We start from the raw sequence: 18,543 nt of genomic DNA, 5'->3' as shown, positions 1-18,543 counted from the left end.
CGAACTTCGCATTTCACCTTGACTATCCAGATGGATAGTTTTAGGCTGTGTCCCATTCCACAACGAAGGGACACACCGCAGTGTCAGTTGAAACGCAGTCCGACACCAAGATCGACTTCCTCTACCTCAGCGAGCCCGACATGATTCGCGCTGGCGTCACCAACATGGCCGAGTGTGTTGACACCATGTCAGAGATGCTCGGCCTCTTCGCGGCGGGCGACTACCGCATGGCCGGCACTGAGAACAACTCCCACGGCGCCCAGATCTTCTTCCCGGAGGAAGAACTCTTCCCCGGCATGCCCGTCGACGGCCCCGACCGCCGCTTCATGGCGATGCCCGCCTACCTCGGCGGCGACTATCAGGTGACCGGCTGCAAGTGGTACGGCTCGAACGTTGAAAACAAAAAGCACGGACTACCGCGGTCGATCCTCATGTTTACCCTCAGCGACAAAGACACCGGCGCTCCCCTCGCGATCATGTCGGCCAACCTGCTGAGCGCGTACCGCACGGGCGCGATTCCGGGCGTCGGCGCACGCTACCTCGCTCGCGAAGACGCGAAGGTGGTCGGGATCGTAGGCCCGGGACCGATGAACCGCACCTCGCTCGAGTCATTCATGGCTGTGCGCCCGGGCATCACGACGGTGAAAGTTGTCGGGCGGGGCCAGTCGGGCGTCGACGCCTTCATCGCCTGGGCGAAGGAGAAGTTCCCGCAGATCGAGACCATCGAGCAGGTCGCCGACATGGAGGCCGCGGTGCGCGGATCCGACATTGTCAGCATTGCCGTGCCGAGCCCCATGGGATCGGAACACTACCCCCACGTGCAGGACGAGTGGGTGAAGCCCGGCGCCTTCATCTGCTGCTCCGCGCACCTGAAACTCGACGAGAGCCTGACGCTGCGCTCGCGTCACGTCGCCGACGCCCGCAAGATTTATCAGGCCTGGGCCGAAGAGCTGCCAGAACCCGCCCACGAGACCGTCGGCATCTGGGGCATCCACCTGGTCGACCGGGTGCGCGACGGTCGCATGACCCCAGAGCAGTTCGAAGACATCGGCGAGATCATTCGCGGTGTCACTCCCGGGCGGCAGAACGACGACGAGATCTTTATCTACTCGGTCGGTGGCATGCCGGTCGAGGACGTGGCGTGGGCAACCAAGGTGTACCGCAACGCGGTGCGCGACGGGATCGGCACACCACTCAATCTGTGGGACACCCCAGCGCTGGCGTGATGGCCGCTCCTCCTGCGCGGACGTAAGCAGCGTGGGATACGACAACTTACTCACCTCGATCCTGCGACTCGCAAGCTCGCGCAGGATGACCGGAAAGAAAAGAGACACACATGGATCTGCAGAAGACGGACGTTCTGGTCATAGGCGCCGGAGCCGTTGGGGCAATGGCGCTGTGGCAGCTGAGCAAACGAGAGGGCATCAGCGTCGTCGGCATCGAACAGTACGGCCGGGTGCACTCGCACGGTTCGTACGCGGGTGAGTCGCGAGTGTTTCGCACCGCGGTGCACGAGGGTGGCACGTACGTGCGCATGATCCAGCGCTCGCGTGACCTGTGGCGCGAGCTCGAGGCAGAGTCGGGCCGCGACATCTACTACGAGGTTGGCGCGCTCAGCATCGCCCCCGAGGGCTTCCCCGATCTCGTCACGGCGCTCGGCACCGTGCGCGAGTTCGACCTGCCCCACCGCGTGCTCAACGACAGTGAACTGCGCAAGGAGTATCCGCAGCACCGCATCCAAGACGGCGACATCGGCTTGCTCGACGCTCACGGCGGCGGACTGCGCCCCGAGGTCGCCGTGATGAGCGCTCTCGACATTGCGGAGGCGAACGGCGCGAAACTGTTCTTCAACACCCCCGTGATCGGCATCGAGGAGCGCGCAGACGGAGTGGTCGTGCGTACGACACAGGGATCATGGCTTGCGCAGAAGGTTGTCGTGGCGTCCGGATCCTGGTCGACCCGCCTCTCCCCCGAACTGAACGACCTGCTGCGCCTGCAGGTGCTGGGCCTCACGTGGTTCATGCCGCGGGATCCGGCAGCGTTTGCGCCCGACCGCTTCCCGGCGTTTTTGCGCGATGCAGGGCCGGTGCACTTCTTTGGCGCCCCCAGCTTCGACGGCTACGCATTTAAGGCGTGCACAAACCCGGAGTGGCCCGTGTTCCGCGACGTTACCGAGGTGCCAACCTCGCACACGCGCGAAGAACTGATCAAGATCGGGCAGCGGGCCTCGGAGCTCTTCGAGGGGATCAACCCCGAGCCGGTGCGACAGAGCGTGCACCACTGCGCATACACACCGGATCGCCTGCCCGTGGTAGACCGCAGCGCGAGCGGCCGCGTCATCACGCTGACGGGACTCTCGGGCCACGGTTTCAAGTTCATCCCGCAGCTCGGCGAGTGGGCCGCGCAGTTGGTCGCGGGCGACGAAACAACGGTGGATTCTCGCTTCGCGCTGCCCGAACACATGAAGCGTCTTGCGGAACCCGGACCCTACACGGGAGGCGGTCACTAGCGTGCCTCCCCCGGTCTCAGCGGTGACTCTGCCAGACTAGAAAGCACAGGGGCGATGCAAGGGAGCGAGCATGGGCAGAGTCGAGGTAACCGGGCTATCAAAGCGATTTGGCAGCGTGCAGGCGGTGCAGTCCCTCAGCTTCACGGCTGAGCCCGGGCGCGTCACAGGATTCCTCGGGCCCAACGGCTCGGGCAAAACCACCACTCTCTCGATGGTGCTCGGTCTGGTACGGCCCGACAGTGGCACGGCAACAATAGGCGGCACCCCGTACACCGAGCTGCCACGCCCTGCACTCACCGTTGGCGTATCGCTCTCCGCAGACTTTCACTCGGCCCACACCGGTCGCGCCCACCTCGACATTGTGCGGCGCGCGATCGGAGTGCCCGCCTCCGCGGTCGCAGAAAAGCTCGAGCTCGTGGGGCTCGTCGACGCGGCCGACCGCAAAACCGGCAGCTACTCGCTCGGCATGCGGCAGAGGCTCGCGCTCGCCGCAGCGCTGATGGGCGACCCCGACGTGCTGCTGCTCGATGAGCCGATCAACGGCCTCGACCCCGAGGGCATCCACTGGATCAGGTCATTTCTCAAGCACCTCGCAAGCGACGGAAAAACCGTTCTGCTGTCATCCCACCTGCTCAGCGAGGTACAGCAAACGGTCGACGACGTTGTGGTGATTCGCCGCGGTGAACTCGCCTTTGCGGGCACCCTAGCCGAGTTGCAGCAGGGAGACAGCGAGCGCACGATCCTGGTCTCCGCAAACGACCAAGCCGCGCTCGCCCGCGCGCTTGAGCTCGCGGGGGCGAAGGTGCACGGCGTGCGCGGCGACGTCATGCGGGTTGTCGGGCTTGAGCCCGAGAAGATCGGCGAGCTCTCCCTCGCAACCGCGATCCCACTGTCGCACCTGAGTGTTGAAGAGACCGAGCTCGAGCAGAGCTTCTTGGAGCTTATTGAGGGTGGTGGATCCTCGGGCCCGTCGAGTCACGGCGCGGGGAGCAGCGATCCCGAATCCTCACCCGCTATTGAAGGGGGTGCCTCATGAGTCGGCTGACGCGGAGCATGTCTTCCGAGATTCGTAAGGTTCGCTCGACCAAACTGTGGTGGATACTCGCCATCGTGCTCGCGGGATATTCCGCGTTTCTCGGGGCGCTTTTTGCGTTCCTCTTCAGCTCGATGGGCGAGGCGCTCGGTGGCACAGGCCTGGACCTGCCCGCGCAGCAGGCGGCAAACCTGGTCTATTCAACCGTTTCGACCTCGGGCTACGTGATCCCGCTGCTCTTCGGGGCGCTCATGGCCACCGGAGAGATTCGCCACCGCACCATCGGGCTCACGTTCACACTCGAACCCAAACGCGGCATCGTGCTCACGAGCAAGGCACTGGTGTTGTTCGGGATCGGCCTGGTGATTGGTATCGCAGGCCTCATTGGGGCCGTCGGCGCCGGGGCCGTGGTGCTTGAGTCAACCGGCGGCGACGCAATGCTCGGCACCGCCGAGACCTGGTTGGTTATCGTCAGGGTGCTCGCCGCGATGGCCATTTGGGCAATCATCGGGTTCGGGGTTGGCATCCTGGTTCGCAATCAGGCGTTTGCGATCGTCATCACGCTCGTGTTTACGCAGTTTCTGGAGCCGATTCTGCGAACCGTCGCCCAGTTTTTGGACTGGAGTGCGCACGTGGCGAAGTATCTGCCAGGAGCGGCGACCGATGCGTTTGTTGGCGCGGGGGCGCTGAGCGACCTGTCAACGATTGATCCGTCAATGCCCGCCGGGGTTGCACCGCTTGGCATTTGGACCGGTCTCGCCGTGCTGCTTGGCTACGCTCTTGTCGCGGTGCTTGCCGGTTGGCTGTTCCGGTGGCGCAAGGACGTGGCGTAGTTCGGCGATAACGACCGGTTATCGCGGGCGCAGGGGCGAGTGCTGCTGCACCCAGCTGTACATCGCAACCGCGGCGGCGGCCGAGGCGTTGATGGAGCGGGTTGACCCGTACTGCGTGATCTCGACGACGGCCTCGGCTGACGCGACGGCCTCGTCCGTCAGCCCCGGGCCCTCCTGGCCAAACAGCATGACGCAGCGTTCCGGCCAGTCGAAAGTCTCCATTGGCACGCAGCCGGGCACGTTGTCGATCGCGATAATCGGGATGCCTTCTTCACGGGCCCAGGCTGCGAGTGCGGCAACATCTTCGCTGTGCTCGACGTGCTGGTAGCGGTCGGTAACCATGGCACCGCGCTTGTTCCAGCGGCGGCGACCGACGATGTGCACGGTGTCGGCGGCGAAGGCGTTAGCGCTACGCACAATCGAGCCGATGTTCATATCGTGCTGCCAGTTTTCGATCGCGACGTGAAACTGGTGGCGGTGCTCGTCGAGGTCGGCGACGATCGCTTCCATTTTCCAGTAGCGATAGCGATTGATCACGTTGCGGGAGTCGCCGTGCTCAAGCAGCTCGGGATCGAAGTGATCCTCTTCTGGCCATTCCTCGCGCCCGCCGGGCCAGGGTCCAACCCCAAACGTGGTTCGCTCGGCGCTCGGTTCGGGGGTTGGCTCGGGATCGCGGGTCTCAGTCACCCGTAGATTCTCTCATCGATTGGGGTTGCGCCAGCGCGCGGGCCCAACGCGCGGGCCCAACTCGCGGCCCCAACGCGCGGCCCCAACGCGTCAGCCGGTACTGGCAAGCCAGCCGGACAAACACTCGGGTTTCTGTCCGGCAGGCGTGTGAGCACCGGCTGACATGTTGAGAGCAACCGAAGTTAGGCAGGTCTTTGAGCACCGGCCGACATTTTGTGAGCAACCGAGGTTAGGCAGGTCTTTGAGCACCGGCTGACGTGTTGAGAACGACCGAGGTTAGGCCGACGCGCGAGCCAGCAGCTCGAGTTCTTCCGCGGTCAGATCAACACGCAGCGATCCCAGCAGCGCCGGAAGCTGCTCGAGCGAGCGGGCGCTCGCAATCGGCGCAGCGATCGTTGACTGAAGGCGGAGCCAAGCAAGGGCAACCGACGCAACGGGAACGTCGTGATTCGCAGCGATCTGATCCAGTGCGCCGAGCACACCCAGGCCACGTTCCGTCAGATACTCCGCGGCCTGGCCCGCACGAGGGCTCGCGCCGGCAGCGCTCACATCGTTCGACGCGCGGTACTTGCCGGCCAAGAACCCCTTCGCGAGCGAGAAGTACGGGAACACGGCAAGCCCCTCGCGCTCCGCGACCGCGCGCAGCCCGTTGGTCTCGAAGTCGCGCTCGACGAGATTGTAATGCGGCTGCAGCGCAACAGGAAGGTGGAAGCCACCGGCGCGCGCGATCCTAAACCACTCTTCGATGCGCTCGGCCGTGTAGTTTGAAACACCGATCGCACGCACCTTGCCCTCGTCAACGAGCTTCGAAAACGCTTCGACCGTCTGCTCGAGCGGGGTTTCTTCGTCGTCGAAGTGGGCGTAGTAGAGGTCGATGTAATCGGTCTGCAGGCGCTGCAGCGATGCCTCGGCAGCGGCGTGCACATTGTCAGCCGCAAGGCCCGCAAACGAGGGGTGCGTTGAGACCTTTGTCGCGAGGAACAGGTCATCGCGGTTGCCACGCGCCGCGAACCACTCACCGAGGATCGTCTCGGACTCGCCACCCGTATGACCCGGCACCCAGTGCGAGTAGCCGTCGGCGGTGTCGATCGAGTCGCCGCCACCCGCCACAAACGCGTCAAGCACATCGAACGAGGCCGCGCGATCCGCGGTCCACCCGAAAACATTGCCGCCCAGCGTGAGCGGGGCAATCTCAACTCCGGTGCTGCCGACTTGGGTGCGTGTTGCGGTCTCGGTCATGGTGCGCTCCTCTGGGTTTGTGTGTACAAGCACGCTAACACCAAACCAAAAAGAGGGGTTGTGCGGTGTAACAAAACCGCACAACCCCTCTGATTCTGCGACTCGCAAGCTTGCGCAGAATGACGTGATACCTAGTCGTCGAGCAACTCGGCCTCGATCACTTCGTCTGGATCACCCGGGAATCCCGGCTGCGGCGTGCGCAGCGCCTCCAGAGTCAGCGCCGAGCCGTCGCTTGCCACATCGACGCGCACGGTGTCGCCATCGTGCGCCTCGCCCGACAGGATCGCGCGAGCGAGCCGGTCGTCGATCTCGCGCTGCATTAGGCGACGCAGCGGCCGTGCCCCGTAGATCGGGTCGTAGCCGCGCGAGGCCAGCCAACTGCGCGCCGCGGGAGTGACCCCAACGGTGAGCCGACGATCCGAGAGCCGCGCCTGCAGCCGGTCGATCGACAGCTCCACAATCTGCGCCAGATCTTCCTCCGAGAGCGGCCGGAAAATGACCATCTCGTCGAGCCGGTTAATGAACTCGGGCTTGAAGGCCCGCCGTACGGTCTCGTTGACGGCATCCTCTTTGTCGGACCAGTTCATGTCGGGATCGACAAGGTACTGACTACCGAGGTTCGAGGTGAGGATCAGGATCACGTTGCGGAAGTCGACCGTGCGACCCTGGCCGTCTGTCAGCCGGCCATCATCAAGCACCTGCAACAGCACGTCGAAGACCTCGGGGTGCGCTTTTTCGACCTCGTCGAGCAGCACCACAGAGTACGGACGCCGCCGTACAGCCTCGGTCAGCTGACCGCCCTGCTCGTAACCGACGTAGCCCGGGGGCGCACCCACGAGGCGCGACACCGAGTGCTTCTCGCCGTACTCCGACATGTCGATGCGCACCATGGCGTGTTCGTCGTCAAAGAGGAACGTGGCGAGCGCCTTCGCGAGCTCGGTCTTGCCAACACCGGTCGGGCCGAGAAACAGGAAGGATCCTGTCGGCCGATTCGGATCCGCAATCCCCGCACGCGTGCGCCGCACGGCGTCCGAGACCGCACGAACGGCCTCGGTCTGACCAACCAGGCGCTTGCCCAGCTCACCCTCAAGGGCGAGCAGTTTTTCGGTCTCGCCCTGCAGAAGACGGCCGACCGGGATACCGGTCCAGGCCGCGACCACACTCGCGATCTCTTCGTCCGTCACCTGGTCGTTGACCATGCGCGGCTCGCCGTCGATCTCTTCCGACATCTCGGCTCGCTCGGCCTCTGCAAGTTGCTTCTCGATCACGGGAATCTCACCGTAGAGCAGCTTCGAGGCGCGCTCAAGGTTGCCCTCGCGCTGCGCCCGCTCAGCATCTATGCGCATCTGGTCGAGCTTCTCACGAAGCGACCCGACGCGGTTCAGCGAGGCGCGCTCGCGCTCCCAGCGATCCTCGAGCACGTCGAGTTCGACCTGACGCACGGACAGATCCTCACGCAGCTTGGCGAGGCGCTCCTTCGAGGCGTCGTCCTTTTCTTTCTTGAGCGCGAGCTCTTCGAGCTTCAGCCGATCCACCGAGCGCCGCAACTCGTCGATTTCCATCGGGGCCGAGTCGATCTCCATGCGCAGTCGCGAGGCTGCCTCGTCGATCAGGTCGATCGCCTTGTCGGGGAGTTGACGCGCGGTGATGTAGCGATCAGACAGTGCGGCGGCCGCTACAAGCGCGGAGTCTGCGATGGTCACCTTGTGGTGAGCTTCGTAGCGTTCCTTGAGTCCACGCAGGATCGCCACCGTGTCTTCGACCGTGGGCTCACCGACGTACACCTGCTGGAAGCGGCGCTCAAGCGCGGCATCCTTTTCGATGTACTCGCGGTACTCGTCGAGGGTCGTCGCGCCGATCAGCCGCAGCTCACCACGCGCGAGCATCGGCTTCAGCATCTGCGAGGCAGCAACCGACGATTCTCCGCCGCCAGCACCCATCAGCGTGTGCAGCTCATCGATGAAGGTGATGAACTTGCCGTCGGAGTCTTTAATCTCCTGCAGCACGGCCTTCATGCGCTCTTCGAACTCGCCGCGGTACTTAGCTCCTGCAATCAGCGCGGAGATGTCGAGCGAGATCAGCTCTTTGTCTTTCAGCGACTCGGCGACGTCACCCGCGACAATACGCTGCGCGAGCCCCTCAACGACGGCGGTTTTGCCGACGCCGGGTTCCCCGATCAGCACGGGGTTGTTTTTGGTGCGGCGAGTGAGCACCTGGCTCACACGGCGAATTTCTGAGTCACGGCCGATAACCGGATCAAGCTTGCCGGATCGCGCAACCTCGGTGAGGTTCACGCCGAACTGCTCGAGCGCGCTCTGTTCGCCCCCTTCTGGGGCGGGCTGCCAATTTGCCTGCATGTGCGTCCTCTCTTGTGTCGCAAATCCTCGCGATTTGAGGATGTAACTCACTCGAGGCAATCCCCAAATCGCAAACTTGAGTGAATATGACTCAAGTTTAGCGAAAAGAGCATTTTTGCGCTAGATGTAGTTTTACTCCGGGGACGAAACTCGTGCCCTGTCGGCCACCCGATCACTCCAACGCCCACTCACACGACCGGCAACAATCAGCAGCAACCAGCTCAGTTGCCCCCAACGCGCGCCAAACAGATACGCCACGGGGATCGAAGCCAAAAACACTGCCGCTTTGATGAGTACGTCGATCCTGCCCGCCCACCAGGCGGCCCGTGGAATATCGTCCACTAGCAAGCCACGAGCGCGCCCAATCTCAAGGGTGAGCATCTGCGACAGGATCGCGAGCGTCACATTCACCGCGTAGACCGCCGTGGGCAGCGGGTTGCCATAGATCTCGGGGTCACTGAGTGCCTGCGTCGAGAACGGGATCAGCACGACGAACCCAGCGGTCAAGATGTTCGCAGAGAGCGCCACCGAGTCCATGCCACGAAACCGGCGCATCAGCTGGGTGTTGTGGCGCCAGAACACCGCAATGACAACAAAACTGATTGCGAAACAGGTCAGCTGATTACCAAGCCCACCGTCCATCAGGGTTGCCAGATTCTGCCAGTCCTTCGCGGGTGGTGGTTCGATGTTCACGACCAGCACGGTGATGGCAAAGGCAAAAATGGCGTCGAAGAAGCTCAGCCCCCGCCCAAACTCGACGCCCTCACGCTCGAACACTTGCGACATTGTTCACTCCCCTCGCGCCCCACAAAAGCGATGCAGTGAGCAGCATTTTAGACCCGCGCAAGCGATCCAGATCGGAGCGACCTCGTACTCAATGTCACGGACTACGTACTGCACTCTCAGAATTACTACTTAAATGCCAAAAAGACACTTACGTCTGCGGCGAACCCACCCAACGGCTCCCACCGTGGCTCAATAATTAACTCACCACGTTGGACTCCTAACAAACTCCCGACGCGGTACTCAAAACAATTAAACAAGTGCCAGCCCTTCCCCCCTTGGGTTGGCATGTTTCGAAAGCGCAGCCTCGGTCTGCACTTTCGAAACATGCGGTTCCGGCTTCTCCCCTGAAATACCGGAACCTGGCCCCCAAGCTTCTCCCCCAGGAAGCGTGGGGGCCGTTTAATCTTCACACCAGCAACACCACCACCCAGAGGCCTTATCGTGATCATCTCGCCGCACATCGCTTTCGCGGGCGACTGTCAGAGCGCAATCAACCTCTATGTCGCAGCGTTTGACGCCGACATAGAGAGCCTGACCACGTATTCGCAGGCCTCGCAGACCGTGCCTCCCGGTATGGAAAGCCGCATCGCTCAGGCCGTGCTGACTCTGAATGACAGCTCGCTCATCGTCTCCGACACACTCGGTCACGACTCACCCCGCGCGGCAGGGTGCACCGGGCTCATTGTGCGCGCCAACCCCGCGCAGATTCATCAGGCTCGTGAAATTCTCATGGAAGAAGGGGAGTACCTTCCCACCGCAGGCAAGGGTATCGGCCCAGTCCCACTCATCACCGTCGTGGATGTTTTTGGCGTGACCTGGCAATTGGCGGAAACCACTTTATAGCTTCAGCTCATCAACCGGAAACCTCCTTTCGAAGGTGAGTATCCGAACGTAAAATTCCGGGTGACGCCCGGGGGTAAGGCTTCGACGCAGAACATTGGGGAGAATGATGCACAGTCGAGACCAGTTTTTGGCGCAGTCGATAGACATCGTGACAAGCGGTGGCAGCATCGACATCGTTGGCGACCGCGGAAGCGGACGAACGACCTTTTGGGATCGACTCCGCAACCACTTCCTCAACGAAACCTGGTACGTACTCACCATTCAGGGTGTGCCGGCATTCAAGAATTACCCGCTCGTTGCGCTCGCGGTGGCCGGCGTTACCGCCGCCCGCGAGGGGCGCACGTCTGCCATCGCGACCGCGGTCGAAGAAATCAGCGAGCATCTCCGTCAGGGCAACGGCGCCATTTTCATCGACGACTGGGATGATCTCGACGACGCCACCTGGGGAGTCGTCTGCGCCGTGCAGAGACGTGACGGGATCCCGGTCATCATCACCCGCGCAAACGGTGGGGCGGCAAGGATCACACCCGGCGGCCTTCTCTCCTCCGCGATGGCCGTGACCTACACGATCGATCTCCCCACGTTCAGGTACGACGAGCTCGATGACGCGCTCAGCGACCGTCTCGGTGGCCCCGTAGACCCCGCAACCCTCAGCCGCATCTACGCGAAGACCGGAGGCAACGTAGGGCTCGCGTTTGCACTTGTCGACACAGCGGTGCGAGAACGCAGGCTTGAACGGCAAGAGGGATCGTGGATCGCCACCCGCGACATGTGGTCGAACGCACTGGTGACAATGATCGAGTCGCTCCTTGAGCACCTCACGCCCGAACAGCGCGACACCCTGGAAACGCTCTCTCTGCTCGGCATTGTTGATGTGGCAACGCTCGAGCAGCTTGTGCCCTCTCACACCTTTGAAGAGCTCGAGCAGCAGTCGCTCCTTGAGCTGTATGCAGCGGGCGGCCGCTTTCTCCTAAACGTAAAGCCGCCACTCGTGGTGGAGTACTTCCGGCACATCTCGCATCCGGCCAGGCGGCTGCGGCTCACGCGCGCCCTGCAAGACGGTTTGGTACTTGACCCCGGAGTAGAGGTTGACGCCGTGCACGATGATGCGGGGCACATGGCAGGATTCGTGCGTTTTGTGCACGAGCAGCGCCGGGCACGATTGCTGGTCACTCGCGCCGAGTGGAACAGGCTCCGCACCCGTCGCGCCGCGGTGGATTATGTCGAGGCGCTCATCGCGTCCCCCGGTCGTATCGAAGAGATTGATTCGGTCTTTGCGGCGAGCGAGCACCTCGCTGGTGACGACACCCTTGTGGCAAAGTGGCACCTCTTACATGCAAACCACATCGCGTTTGAGCATCACGAACCTCAACGCGCGATCGAGCTTCTGAGAGCCACGGCGCCCGAGCTCGATGGAAGCGGGCTGATCCTGCGCGCCCGTGCCGTCGAGATCGAAGACTTTCTGATTGGCAATGGGGATCTTTCGACGCTTCCCACACCCGAGTCTGGCCGCTCGGTTGAAGAGCGCATTGCGCTGCACCGCGCCTTTGCGAGTGTGCTCAACACCCAGGGCAACATTGCCGAATCAAAATCGCACATTGACGCGATTCGGCGGGAACAGGGCGACAATCTTGATCCGCTCACGGCTCTCATTGAGGGACTCAACCTCGCCGCCGACTGCGAACTCTCGGCGGCCGCGGCCTTTGCGGCCCGCGGTATGGACGAGGCTCGCGAGCGTTTTGACCCCGTATCGATGCGTGTCTACGGATATTTGGCGGCGAGTGTCGGCATCGTCGACGGTCGCTACACCTACGTCGAGGAGACGCTCGACACACTCTTCTCCATCGGCGAGCCACTTCACGAACCTCCGTTTATGCAGCTCGGCCTCGACATCATGTCTGCCGTTGTTGCGACGCGTCGTGGGCACAAACGCCTTGCCCAGCAGCGGGTCATTGACTTCGAGCGCAATCCGCTGCCCGACGGCCCCTGGCCACTCGTGTTTCGCGGTTATGCCTACGCGCAGCTCGCGGCAAGCGCGGGTGACTTTGAGCGCGCCGGTGACATCTTCGAGGAGGCGGGTGACCGGCTCTGGGCACGAGGGGCACGCCTCTCTGCGGCACAGTCCTACCTCGCGAGCATCGAACTCTCACCAACCAAACAGCGCCTGGCCAAGGCCGCGGATCTTGTGCCACGCGTTGACGCAAAGATCGTCAGCTCTCACTACGTCTTCGCTAAAGCAATGGCGAGTGGCAAGCCGCAGGCGATGATGGCAGCCGGAGAAGAACTAGCCGAACTGAAGCGGCCCGGCATGGCGATGATCGCATTTCGAACGGCCTCTGAGTTGCTTGCCGGCGAAGACGATGCCGCGGCAGAGCACGCGCGCTCGCGCTTCGAGGCCCTGCGCGAGTTGATCCCGGCCGCAGACTTTGACGCCTCGCGCTTCAAAGCCGTGACCGTGGATCTCACGGACCGTGAGCGAGAGGTCGCCCGCATGGCCGCCTCCGGCATGACCAACCAGCAGATTGCGATCGCCCTGAGCCTCTCGGTGCGAACGGTTGAGACCCACCTGCACCGCCTCATGCGGAAGACGGGAACCGAGCGGCGCAGCCAACTCAAGGAGTACCTCGAGTTCGAGGCCTCGCGGTCAGGGTACTCAACGAACGCGCAGTGAGGCGCCTCACACCCTGCGCTACGCCACGACCTTGATGCCCAGGGTCTCGGTGGGCACGTCCTTGGTCTCGCGCGCGGTGAGAGCGGCGAGCGCGGCAATGAGGCAGATCACGCCGGTAAAGATCGAGATGACAACCCAGCCGCCCTCTTGCACGCCGCCGAGCGCGGCGACGATTGACGGCGCAAACCCCGCCATCAGGAAGCCGATCTGGGTTCCGATCGCCAGCCCTGAGAACCGCACACGAGCGCTAAACATCTCGCCGTAGAACGACGGCCAGACGGCGTTCGCAGCCGCGTACCCGCAGGAGAAGGTGAGGATCGCAAGGCCAAACGTCAGCAGGGTGTTGCCGGACGACATCGACAGCATATAGAAGGGCATGAAGACCGCCGACGAGATCGCACCGTAGATGAATACGGGCTTGCGGCCGATCCTGTCGGCGAGCATCGCAAAGAGGGGCTGCGTGCCAAGCGCAACGATGTTCGCAACGACGACCAACCACAGGGTCATGCTCTGCGCGAGCCCAACCTCGACCCCGTACGCGATCGCGAGGTTGCCAAAGACGGTCGAAACGGCGGCAATGAACGCGCACAGAATCACACGAAGCACATCTCGCCAGTGGTCGCGCATCAGCGGAATGAGTGGAATCTTCGCGATGTCGCCCTGGGCTTTGGCCTCCTGGAACGCGGGTGGTTCGTGCAGTGACTTACGAATGTAGAACGTGACGAGCACCACCACGGCACTCAGCCAGAACGGGATGCGCCAGGCCCACTCGTATTTGAACGGGTTGTCGTCGGCCAGCAGCGTTACCGGCAAGAAGACCATGGCCGCGAGAATCTGGCCGCCCTGCGTGCCAGACAGTGTCCACGAAGTGAAGAACGATCGCCGATTGTCTGGGGCGTGCTCGAGGGTCATCGAAGAGGCCCCGGCCTGCTCACCGGCGGCGGAAAGCCCCTGCATCAACCGACAGAGCACCAGGAGTGCCGGGGCGAACCAGCCGATCTGGCCAAACGTCGGCAGGCAACCAATCACAAAGGTGGCCAGACCCATGAGCACCAGCGTGAACATCAGCACGCGCTGCCGCCCGATCCTGTCACCGTAGTGGCCAAGGATCACCGCACCAACCGGGCGCGCGATGTAGGCGAAACCAAAGGTTGCGAGCGACATGACGAGTGAGGCCTGATCGCCGTCGGGGAAGAAGATGTGGGGGAAGATCAACGCTGACGCGGTTCCGAAGATGAAGAAGTCGTAGTACTCGACCGCGCTACCCATGAAGCTCGCGAGCGCCGCCTTCGCCGGGGTTTTTTTCACCTCGGTGGCTGCTGTAGTGGCTGACATTACTGGTACCTTTCTGGGTTTACCTCATCGTCGTCGACGAGGCTTTGGAAGTGTGCTTGCATGCGTTCAAGATCGGGATCGCGCCCGGTGACCAACTGAAATGTATCGGCTGCTTGGGCGACCGCCATGAGCCCGCCGTGCATAGTGCGGCAGCCCTTGGCGCGGGCCGCGCGCAGCAACTCCGTCTCAAGGGGGCGGTAGACGATGTCGGCAACCCAGTGTTCGGGGCGCAAAAGTGCAACATCGAACGGGGTGCCCGGGTGGTTGTGCATGCCGATCGGCGTGCACTGCACGATCCCGTCGCTGTTCGCGAGGGCCTTCTCGAGGTCGTCAAAGCCCCCGCTCTGCACCGCTGCCGAGTGCCGGCCAGTAAGGTTCGTCGCGACCTCGTCTGCTCGCTCACGATCGAGGTCGATGATCGTCAGGTGGGCAACACCGAGGCGAAGCAGTGCGTCTCCCACTGCCGATCCCGCGCCGCCCGCTCCCAGCATCACCACGCGGTCAGTTGCTGCGCCCGACAGCCCCGTGCGGAACGCGCGCTCAAACCCGGTGGTGTCGGTGTTGTAGCCGATCCGCCCTTCCGCCGTGAGCAGCACGGTGTTGACCGCGCCAAGGGCTTTGGCAACCGGATCGACGTCGTCGAGAAACTGGATGACATCACGTTTGCAGGGGTGGGTGATGTTGAGCGCGTCGAAGCCGAGCATCTCTGCCCAGTTGAGCACCAGCCGAAGATCCTGGAGATCGAGTTCGAGGGCCGTCAGGTCGATCGGGCGGTAGACATACTGCAGGCCCTGGGCGCGTCCCTCGGCCATGTGCAGGGGCGGCGTAAGAGACGGCGTGACGCCGGTTCCCACCAATCCCGATAGATAAGCATGCTCTCGCGCCACAGTACCCCTTTGTCCGAATCACCCGAAAGCTAATGTACTAACCGGTGAGTTAATTCTGCATATTGTCGCCCGAGCTGTCAAGCGCAGCCCAAAGTCACCCGTGACAGTTTATTAACCATTTGGTACATTAACGACATGCGCACCTCAATCGCCACCGTTTGCCTCTCCGGCGGACTCGTAGAAAAATTGCACGCCTGCGCCGCGGCGGGCTTCGACGGCGTCGAAATCATGGACTCCGATCTCATTGCAGCCTACGAATCACCGGAAGAGATCAGAGCGCTCTGCGCACGCCTCGGGTTGAGGATCGATCTCTTCCAACCGTTTCGAGACTTCGAGGGAGTCGACGAGCCCACCCTCACCGAGAACCTGCGGCGGGCCAGGGCGAAATTCGAGGTGATGAAGCGACTCGGCGCCAACATGATGCTGTTGTGCAGCAATGTTGCCACGGCCACCATTGCTGACCCCGAGGTCGCGGCAGAACAGCTTGGTACGCTCGCGGATCTCGCCGCCGAATACGGCATCAGCATCGCCTACGAGGCCCTGGCGTGGGGCAAATACGTGAGCGATTACCGCGATTCTTGGAAAATCGTCGAGCTCGCCGATCGCGCCAACCTCGGCGTCTGCCTCGATAGCTTCCACGTGCTCTCACGCGGTCACGACCCCGCGGGCATCGAGGCCATCGACCCCGACAAGCTCTTTTTCCTGCAGCTCGCAGACGCACCTGCCTTCGATATGGATGTGCTGTCGTGGAGCCGCCACCACCGACTATTTCCGGGTGAGGGCAGCTTCGACCTCACCGGATTTCTCTCTCACGTGCTTCTCGCGGGCTACCGGGGACCACTCTCTCTTGAGGTCTTCAACGACACGTTCAGGCAGACCGACGTGCGGCGAACCGCGGCGCACGCGCTGCGATCGCTGCGCTGGCTCAGCGATCGCACCGCGGCGCTCAACGGCTGGGAGGAACTGCAGATCGCCCTGCCTCAGCCCCCGCGAGCCTTTGACTTCGTTGAGGTCGCGGGAGAGGATCTTGCACCCGTCGAGGACCTGCTGAACAAACTCGGCTTCAGTTTCGGCGGGGGCCACCGCAGCAAACCCGTGCGACTGTGGCGGGCCGGAGACGCGCACGTGATCCTCAACGAGCAACACCGCACCCCCGGCACTCGCCTAGCCGGCCTCGGATTTGTGGTCGGGGATGCCGAAGCCGCTGCGGATCGTGCACTCGCGATTGGCGCACCACCGGCGTATCGGCGCACCTACGAGGGCGAATACCCCCTGCCAACAGTCTCTGCACCCGATGGCACGGGGGTGTACTGGAACTCACAATCGGCGGCGGACTCTTGGCTCAGCGAGTTTGAGGGTGGGGAATCCCCCGAAACCCCGGGCAATCTGCAGGGGGTCATCGACCACATCAACCTCGCGTACCCGTGGCAGGAGTTCGACGAGGCGGTGCTCTTCAACACGAGTGCCCTCGCGCTCGACGCGGCCCCCTCGGCGGATCTGCCGGGGCCCAGGGGGCTCGTGCGCAGCCAGGTGATGCGCACGGCAGATGGTGCCGTGCGCATCGCAATGAACCTCGCTCCCCCAACCGCGCCGCTACAGCCGCGGCACATCGCCGTGCGCGTCAGCGATGCAATTGCCGCCGCGCGCGCTGCGAAGGATCGTGGGCTCTCGTTCCTGCCGATCCCCGACAACTACTACGACGACCTCAACGCGCGCTTCGGGCTCGATCCCGAGCTGCTCGCAGATCTGCGCGCACTCGATCTCTTGTACGACCGCGATGAGGCCGGCGCGTTCATCCACTTCTACACCCCGATGATCGGCGATGTCTTCTTCGAGATCGTCGAGCGCGTTGGCGGCTACGACGGTTACGGCGCTGCCAACGCACCGGTTCGGCTTGCGGTGCAGCGATCCGACGGGCAATGATAGCCATGTGGACGAACCCAGGTTGAAACAGCGCGACGCGGAGCGAACCAAAGCCGAGCTTCTTGCCGAGGCAACCTCGGTTTTTGCCGAATCGGGGTACTCCGGCACCCGGGTTGACGAGATCGCACGGCGCAGCAGCAGTACCAAACGGATGATCTACTACTACTTCGGGAGCAAAGAGCAGCTGTATCTTGCGGTGCTTGAGCAGTCCTATCGCGGCATTCGTGAGGCCGAACAGGCACTCGACGTGGGGGATCTTGCGCCCGTTGAGGCGCTCCGGCGGCTCGCAGAACTCACCTACGATCACCACCTGTCTCAGAGCGATTTCATTCGACTCATTGCAATCGAGAATATTCATCGCGGACGGTTCATCAAGCAGATCGACGAGTTGCGCGAGCTGAGCATACCGGCGCTCGGAATTCTCGACGACATTCTGACCCGCGGCCGCGCGAGTGGGGACTTTCGCTCGGACGTTGACGCCCTCGACGTCCACATGCTCATCTCTTCGTACTGCGTCTTCCAGGTTGCGAACCAGTACACCTTCGGTCACCTCTTCGACGTCGATCTCCAGGCCCCGAGCGCCGCGACCACCTGCGACGCATGATCGGCGATGTTGTTGTGGCGTGGCTTGCTGCGCCGGGCAACTAGCCACGGCGCAAGCCCTCCAGGCGAGAAGCATCCCTCATGGCCAACTCAGCAAGCGGAGACTCGGTCATCGACCGCGTCGTGCGAATACTTGACACCTTCTCGGCAGACCGCATCACCCAAACGGCGAGCGAGATAGGTCGTCGCTCGGGGCTGCCCTCTTCAACGGCGCACCGGATCGTCGACGACCTTGTGGCCTCCGGGGTGCTCGAACGAGATGACGAGCACCGGGTTCGGCTCGGCATGCGACTCTGGGAGCTTGCGCTTCGCGGGTCGACCGCCCTGCGGCTGCGCCAGGTTGCGCTGCCCCACATGGAGACCGTACAGGCCACCGTTCGTGAGCACACTCAGCTCGCGGTGCTTGAGCAAGAGGAAGCGCTGTTTCTTGAGCGGCTCTCGCACCCGAAAGCGGGGGCCAACATTACCCGTGTTGCCGGTCGGCTCCCGCTGCACGCGTCCTCGTCGGGGCTTGTGCTGCTCGCGCACGCCGGGTCAGAGCTCCGCGAGCGTGTTCTTGCGGCGCCACTGGGTGCGGTTGGCCCGGGCACGGTCACCGATCCACAACGCCTCAGGGGTCTGCTGAGCAGCGTTCGGCGCACGGGCGTGGCCGTTTCGCCCGGCGCAATCGAAGCGGTGTCTACGGGCGTGGCCGTGCCGATCCGCGAGTCAGGATCGGTTGTGGCCGCGCTCTCCGTCGTTCTGCCACGAGCCACCCCGACAGAACCCTCGGTGGCTGCGCTGCAGGCCGCCGCGCGGCTGATCGAAGCGGATCTCAAGGCCTATCGAGTTTAGGCA

Annotated in this window: 15 protein-coding genes; 9 read left to right on the top strand and 6 right to left on the bottom strand. The window is 63.1% G+C overall.

What is annotated here, in order from left to right; translation table 11 throughout:
- The first annotated feature begins 80 nt into the window (after positions 1-80).
- The 4 genes from G7068_RS10960 (at position 81) to G7068_RS10945 (ending at position 4,375) form a co-directional block, all read left to right on the top strand.
- Positions 81-1,226 (top strand): ornithine cyclodeaminase family protein, encoded by a 1,146-nt coding sequence (locus G7068_RS10960; RefSeq protein ID WP_244304456.1) that lies wholly within the window; start codon positions 81-83, stop codon positions 1,224-1,226.
- Between the two features lie 110 nt (positions 1,227-1,336).
- Positions 1,337-2,509 (top strand): N-methyl-L-tryptophan oxidase, encoded by a 1,173-nt coding sequence (gene solA / locus G7068_RS10955; protein ID WP_166292003.1) that lies wholly within the window; start codon positions 1,337-1,339, stop codon positions 2,507-2,509.
- A gap of 70 nt (positions 2,510-2,579) precedes the next feature.
- Positions 2,580-3,545, top strand: coding sequence for an ABC transporter ATP-binding protein (locus tag G7068_RS10950; protein WP_166292002.1), 966 nt, complete (start codon positions 2,580-2,582; stop codon positions 3,543-3,545).
- Positions 3,542-4,375, top strand: a complete 834-nt coding sequence (locus G7068_RS10945; RefSeq protein ID WP_166292001.1) for an ABC transporter permease — start codon at positions 3,542-3,544, stop codon at positions 4,373-4,375. The genes G7068_RS10950 and G7068_RS10945 overlap by 4 nt, the downstream gene beginning before the upstream one ends.
- Positions 4,376-4,393: 18 nt before the next feature.
- On the opposite strand, the gene G7068_RS10940 is transcribed toward G7068_RS10945, so the two are convergent.
- From G7068_RS10940 to G7068_RS10925, 4 genes are all read right to left on the bottom strand, one after another.
- Positions 4,394-5,062, bottom strand: coding sequence for an RNA methyltransferase (locus G7068_RS10940; protein ID WP_166292000.1), 669 nt, complete (start codon positions 5,060-5,062; stop codon positions 4,394-4,396).
- A 276-nt stretch (positions 5,063-5,338) separates the two neighbouring features.
- Positions 5,339-6,301, bottom strand: coding sequence for an aldo/keto reductase (locus G7068_RS10935; protein ID WP_166291999.1), 963 nt, complete (start codon positions 6,299-6,301; stop codon positions 5,339-5,341).
- A gap of 131 nt (positions 6,302-6,432) precedes the next feature.
- Positions 6,433-8,658: an ATP-dependent Clp protease ATP-binding subunit gene (locus G7068_RS10930; RefSeq protein WP_166291998.1), complete on the bottom strand. Its 2,226-nt coding sequence runs from the start codon at positions 8,656-8,658 to the stop codon at positions 6,433-6,435.
- A 132-nt stretch (positions 8,659-8,790) separates the two neighbouring features.
- The gene (locus G7068_RS10925) at positions 8,791-9,444 is read right to left on the bottom strand and encodes a TMEM175 family protein (RefSeq protein ID WP_166291997.1); all 654 of its coding nucleotides are present in this window, start codon (positions 9,442-9,444) and stop codon (positions 8,791-8,793) included.
- A gap of 441 nt (positions 9,445-9,885) precedes the next feature.
- Between G7068_RS10925 and G7068_RS10920 the strand changes: the two genes are divergently transcribed.
- Both G7068_RS10920 and G7068_RS10915 read left to right on the top strand, forming a co-directional pair.
- On the top strand, positions 9,886-10,287 hold the full coding sequence (locus tag G7068_RS10920; protein WP_166291996.1) for a VOC family protein: 402 nt from the start codon (positions 9,886-9,888) through the stop codon (positions 10,285-10,287).
- A gap of 103 nt (positions 10,288-10,390) precedes the next feature.
- A complete protein-coding gene (locus tag G7068_RS10915; RefSeq protein WP_166291995.1) occupies positions 10,391-12,958 on the top strand; it encodes a helix-turn-helix transcriptional regulator in 2,568 nt (855 codons plus the stop codon).
- An 18-nt stretch (positions 12,959-12,976) separates the two neighbouring features.
- On the opposite strand, the gene G7068_RS10910 is transcribed toward G7068_RS10915, so the two are convergent.
- Positions 12,977-14,293, bottom strand: coding sequence for an MFS transporter (locus tag G7068_RS10910; protein ID WP_166291994.1), 1,317 nt, complete (start codon positions 14,291-14,293; stop codon positions 12,977-12,979).
- Positions 14,293-15,180 (bottom strand): shikimate dehydrogenase, encoded by an 888-nt coding sequence (locus tag G7068_RS10905; RefSeq protein WP_166291993.1) that lies wholly within the window; start codon positions 15,178-15,180, stop codon positions 14,293-14,295. Before G7068_RS10905 ends, G7068_RS10910 begins: the two co-directional genes overlap by 1 nt.
- A gap of 135 nt (positions 15,181-15,315) precedes the next feature.
- Between G7068_RS10905 and G7068_RS10900 the strand changes: the two genes are divergently transcribed.
- The 3 genes from G7068_RS10900 to G7068_RS10890 all read left to right on the top strand — a co-directional run bounded on the left by G7068_RS10900 (position 15,316) and on the right by G7068_RS10890 (position 18,540).
- The gene (locus tag G7068_RS10900; RefSeq protein ID WP_166291992.1) at positions 15,316-17,103 is read left to right on the top strand and encodes a sugar phosphate isomerase/epimerase and 4-hydroxyphenylpyruvate domain-containing protein; all 1,788 of its coding nucleotides are present in this window, start codon (positions 15,316-15,318) and stop codon (positions 17,101-17,103) included.
- A 7-nt stretch (positions 17,104-17,110) separates the two neighbouring features.
- Positions 17,111-17,707 carry a TetR/AcrR family transcriptional regulator gene (locus tag G7068_RS10895; RefSeq protein ID WP_244304454.1) on the top strand — a complete coding sequence of 199 codons (597 nt, stop codon included), beginning with the start codon at positions 17,111-17,113 and terminating at the stop codon, positions 17,705-17,707.
- 80 nt (positions 17,708-17,787) lie between these two features.
- Positions 17,788-18,540: an IclR family transcriptional regulator gene (locus G7068_RS10890; RefSeq protein ID WP_166291991.1), complete on the top strand. Its 753-nt coding sequence runs from the start codon at positions 17,788-17,790 to the stop codon at positions 18,538-18,540.
- The last annotated feature ends 3 nt before the right edge of the window (positions 18,541-18,543 follow it).

The sequence above is a fragment of the Leucobacter viscericola genome, assembly GCF_011299575.1.
Classification (GTDB): Bacteria; Actinomycetota; Actinomycetes; order Actinomycetales; family Microbacteriaceae; genus Leucobacter; species Leucobacter viscericola.
This window is presented reverse-complemented; position numbering and strand designations above follow the sequence as displayed.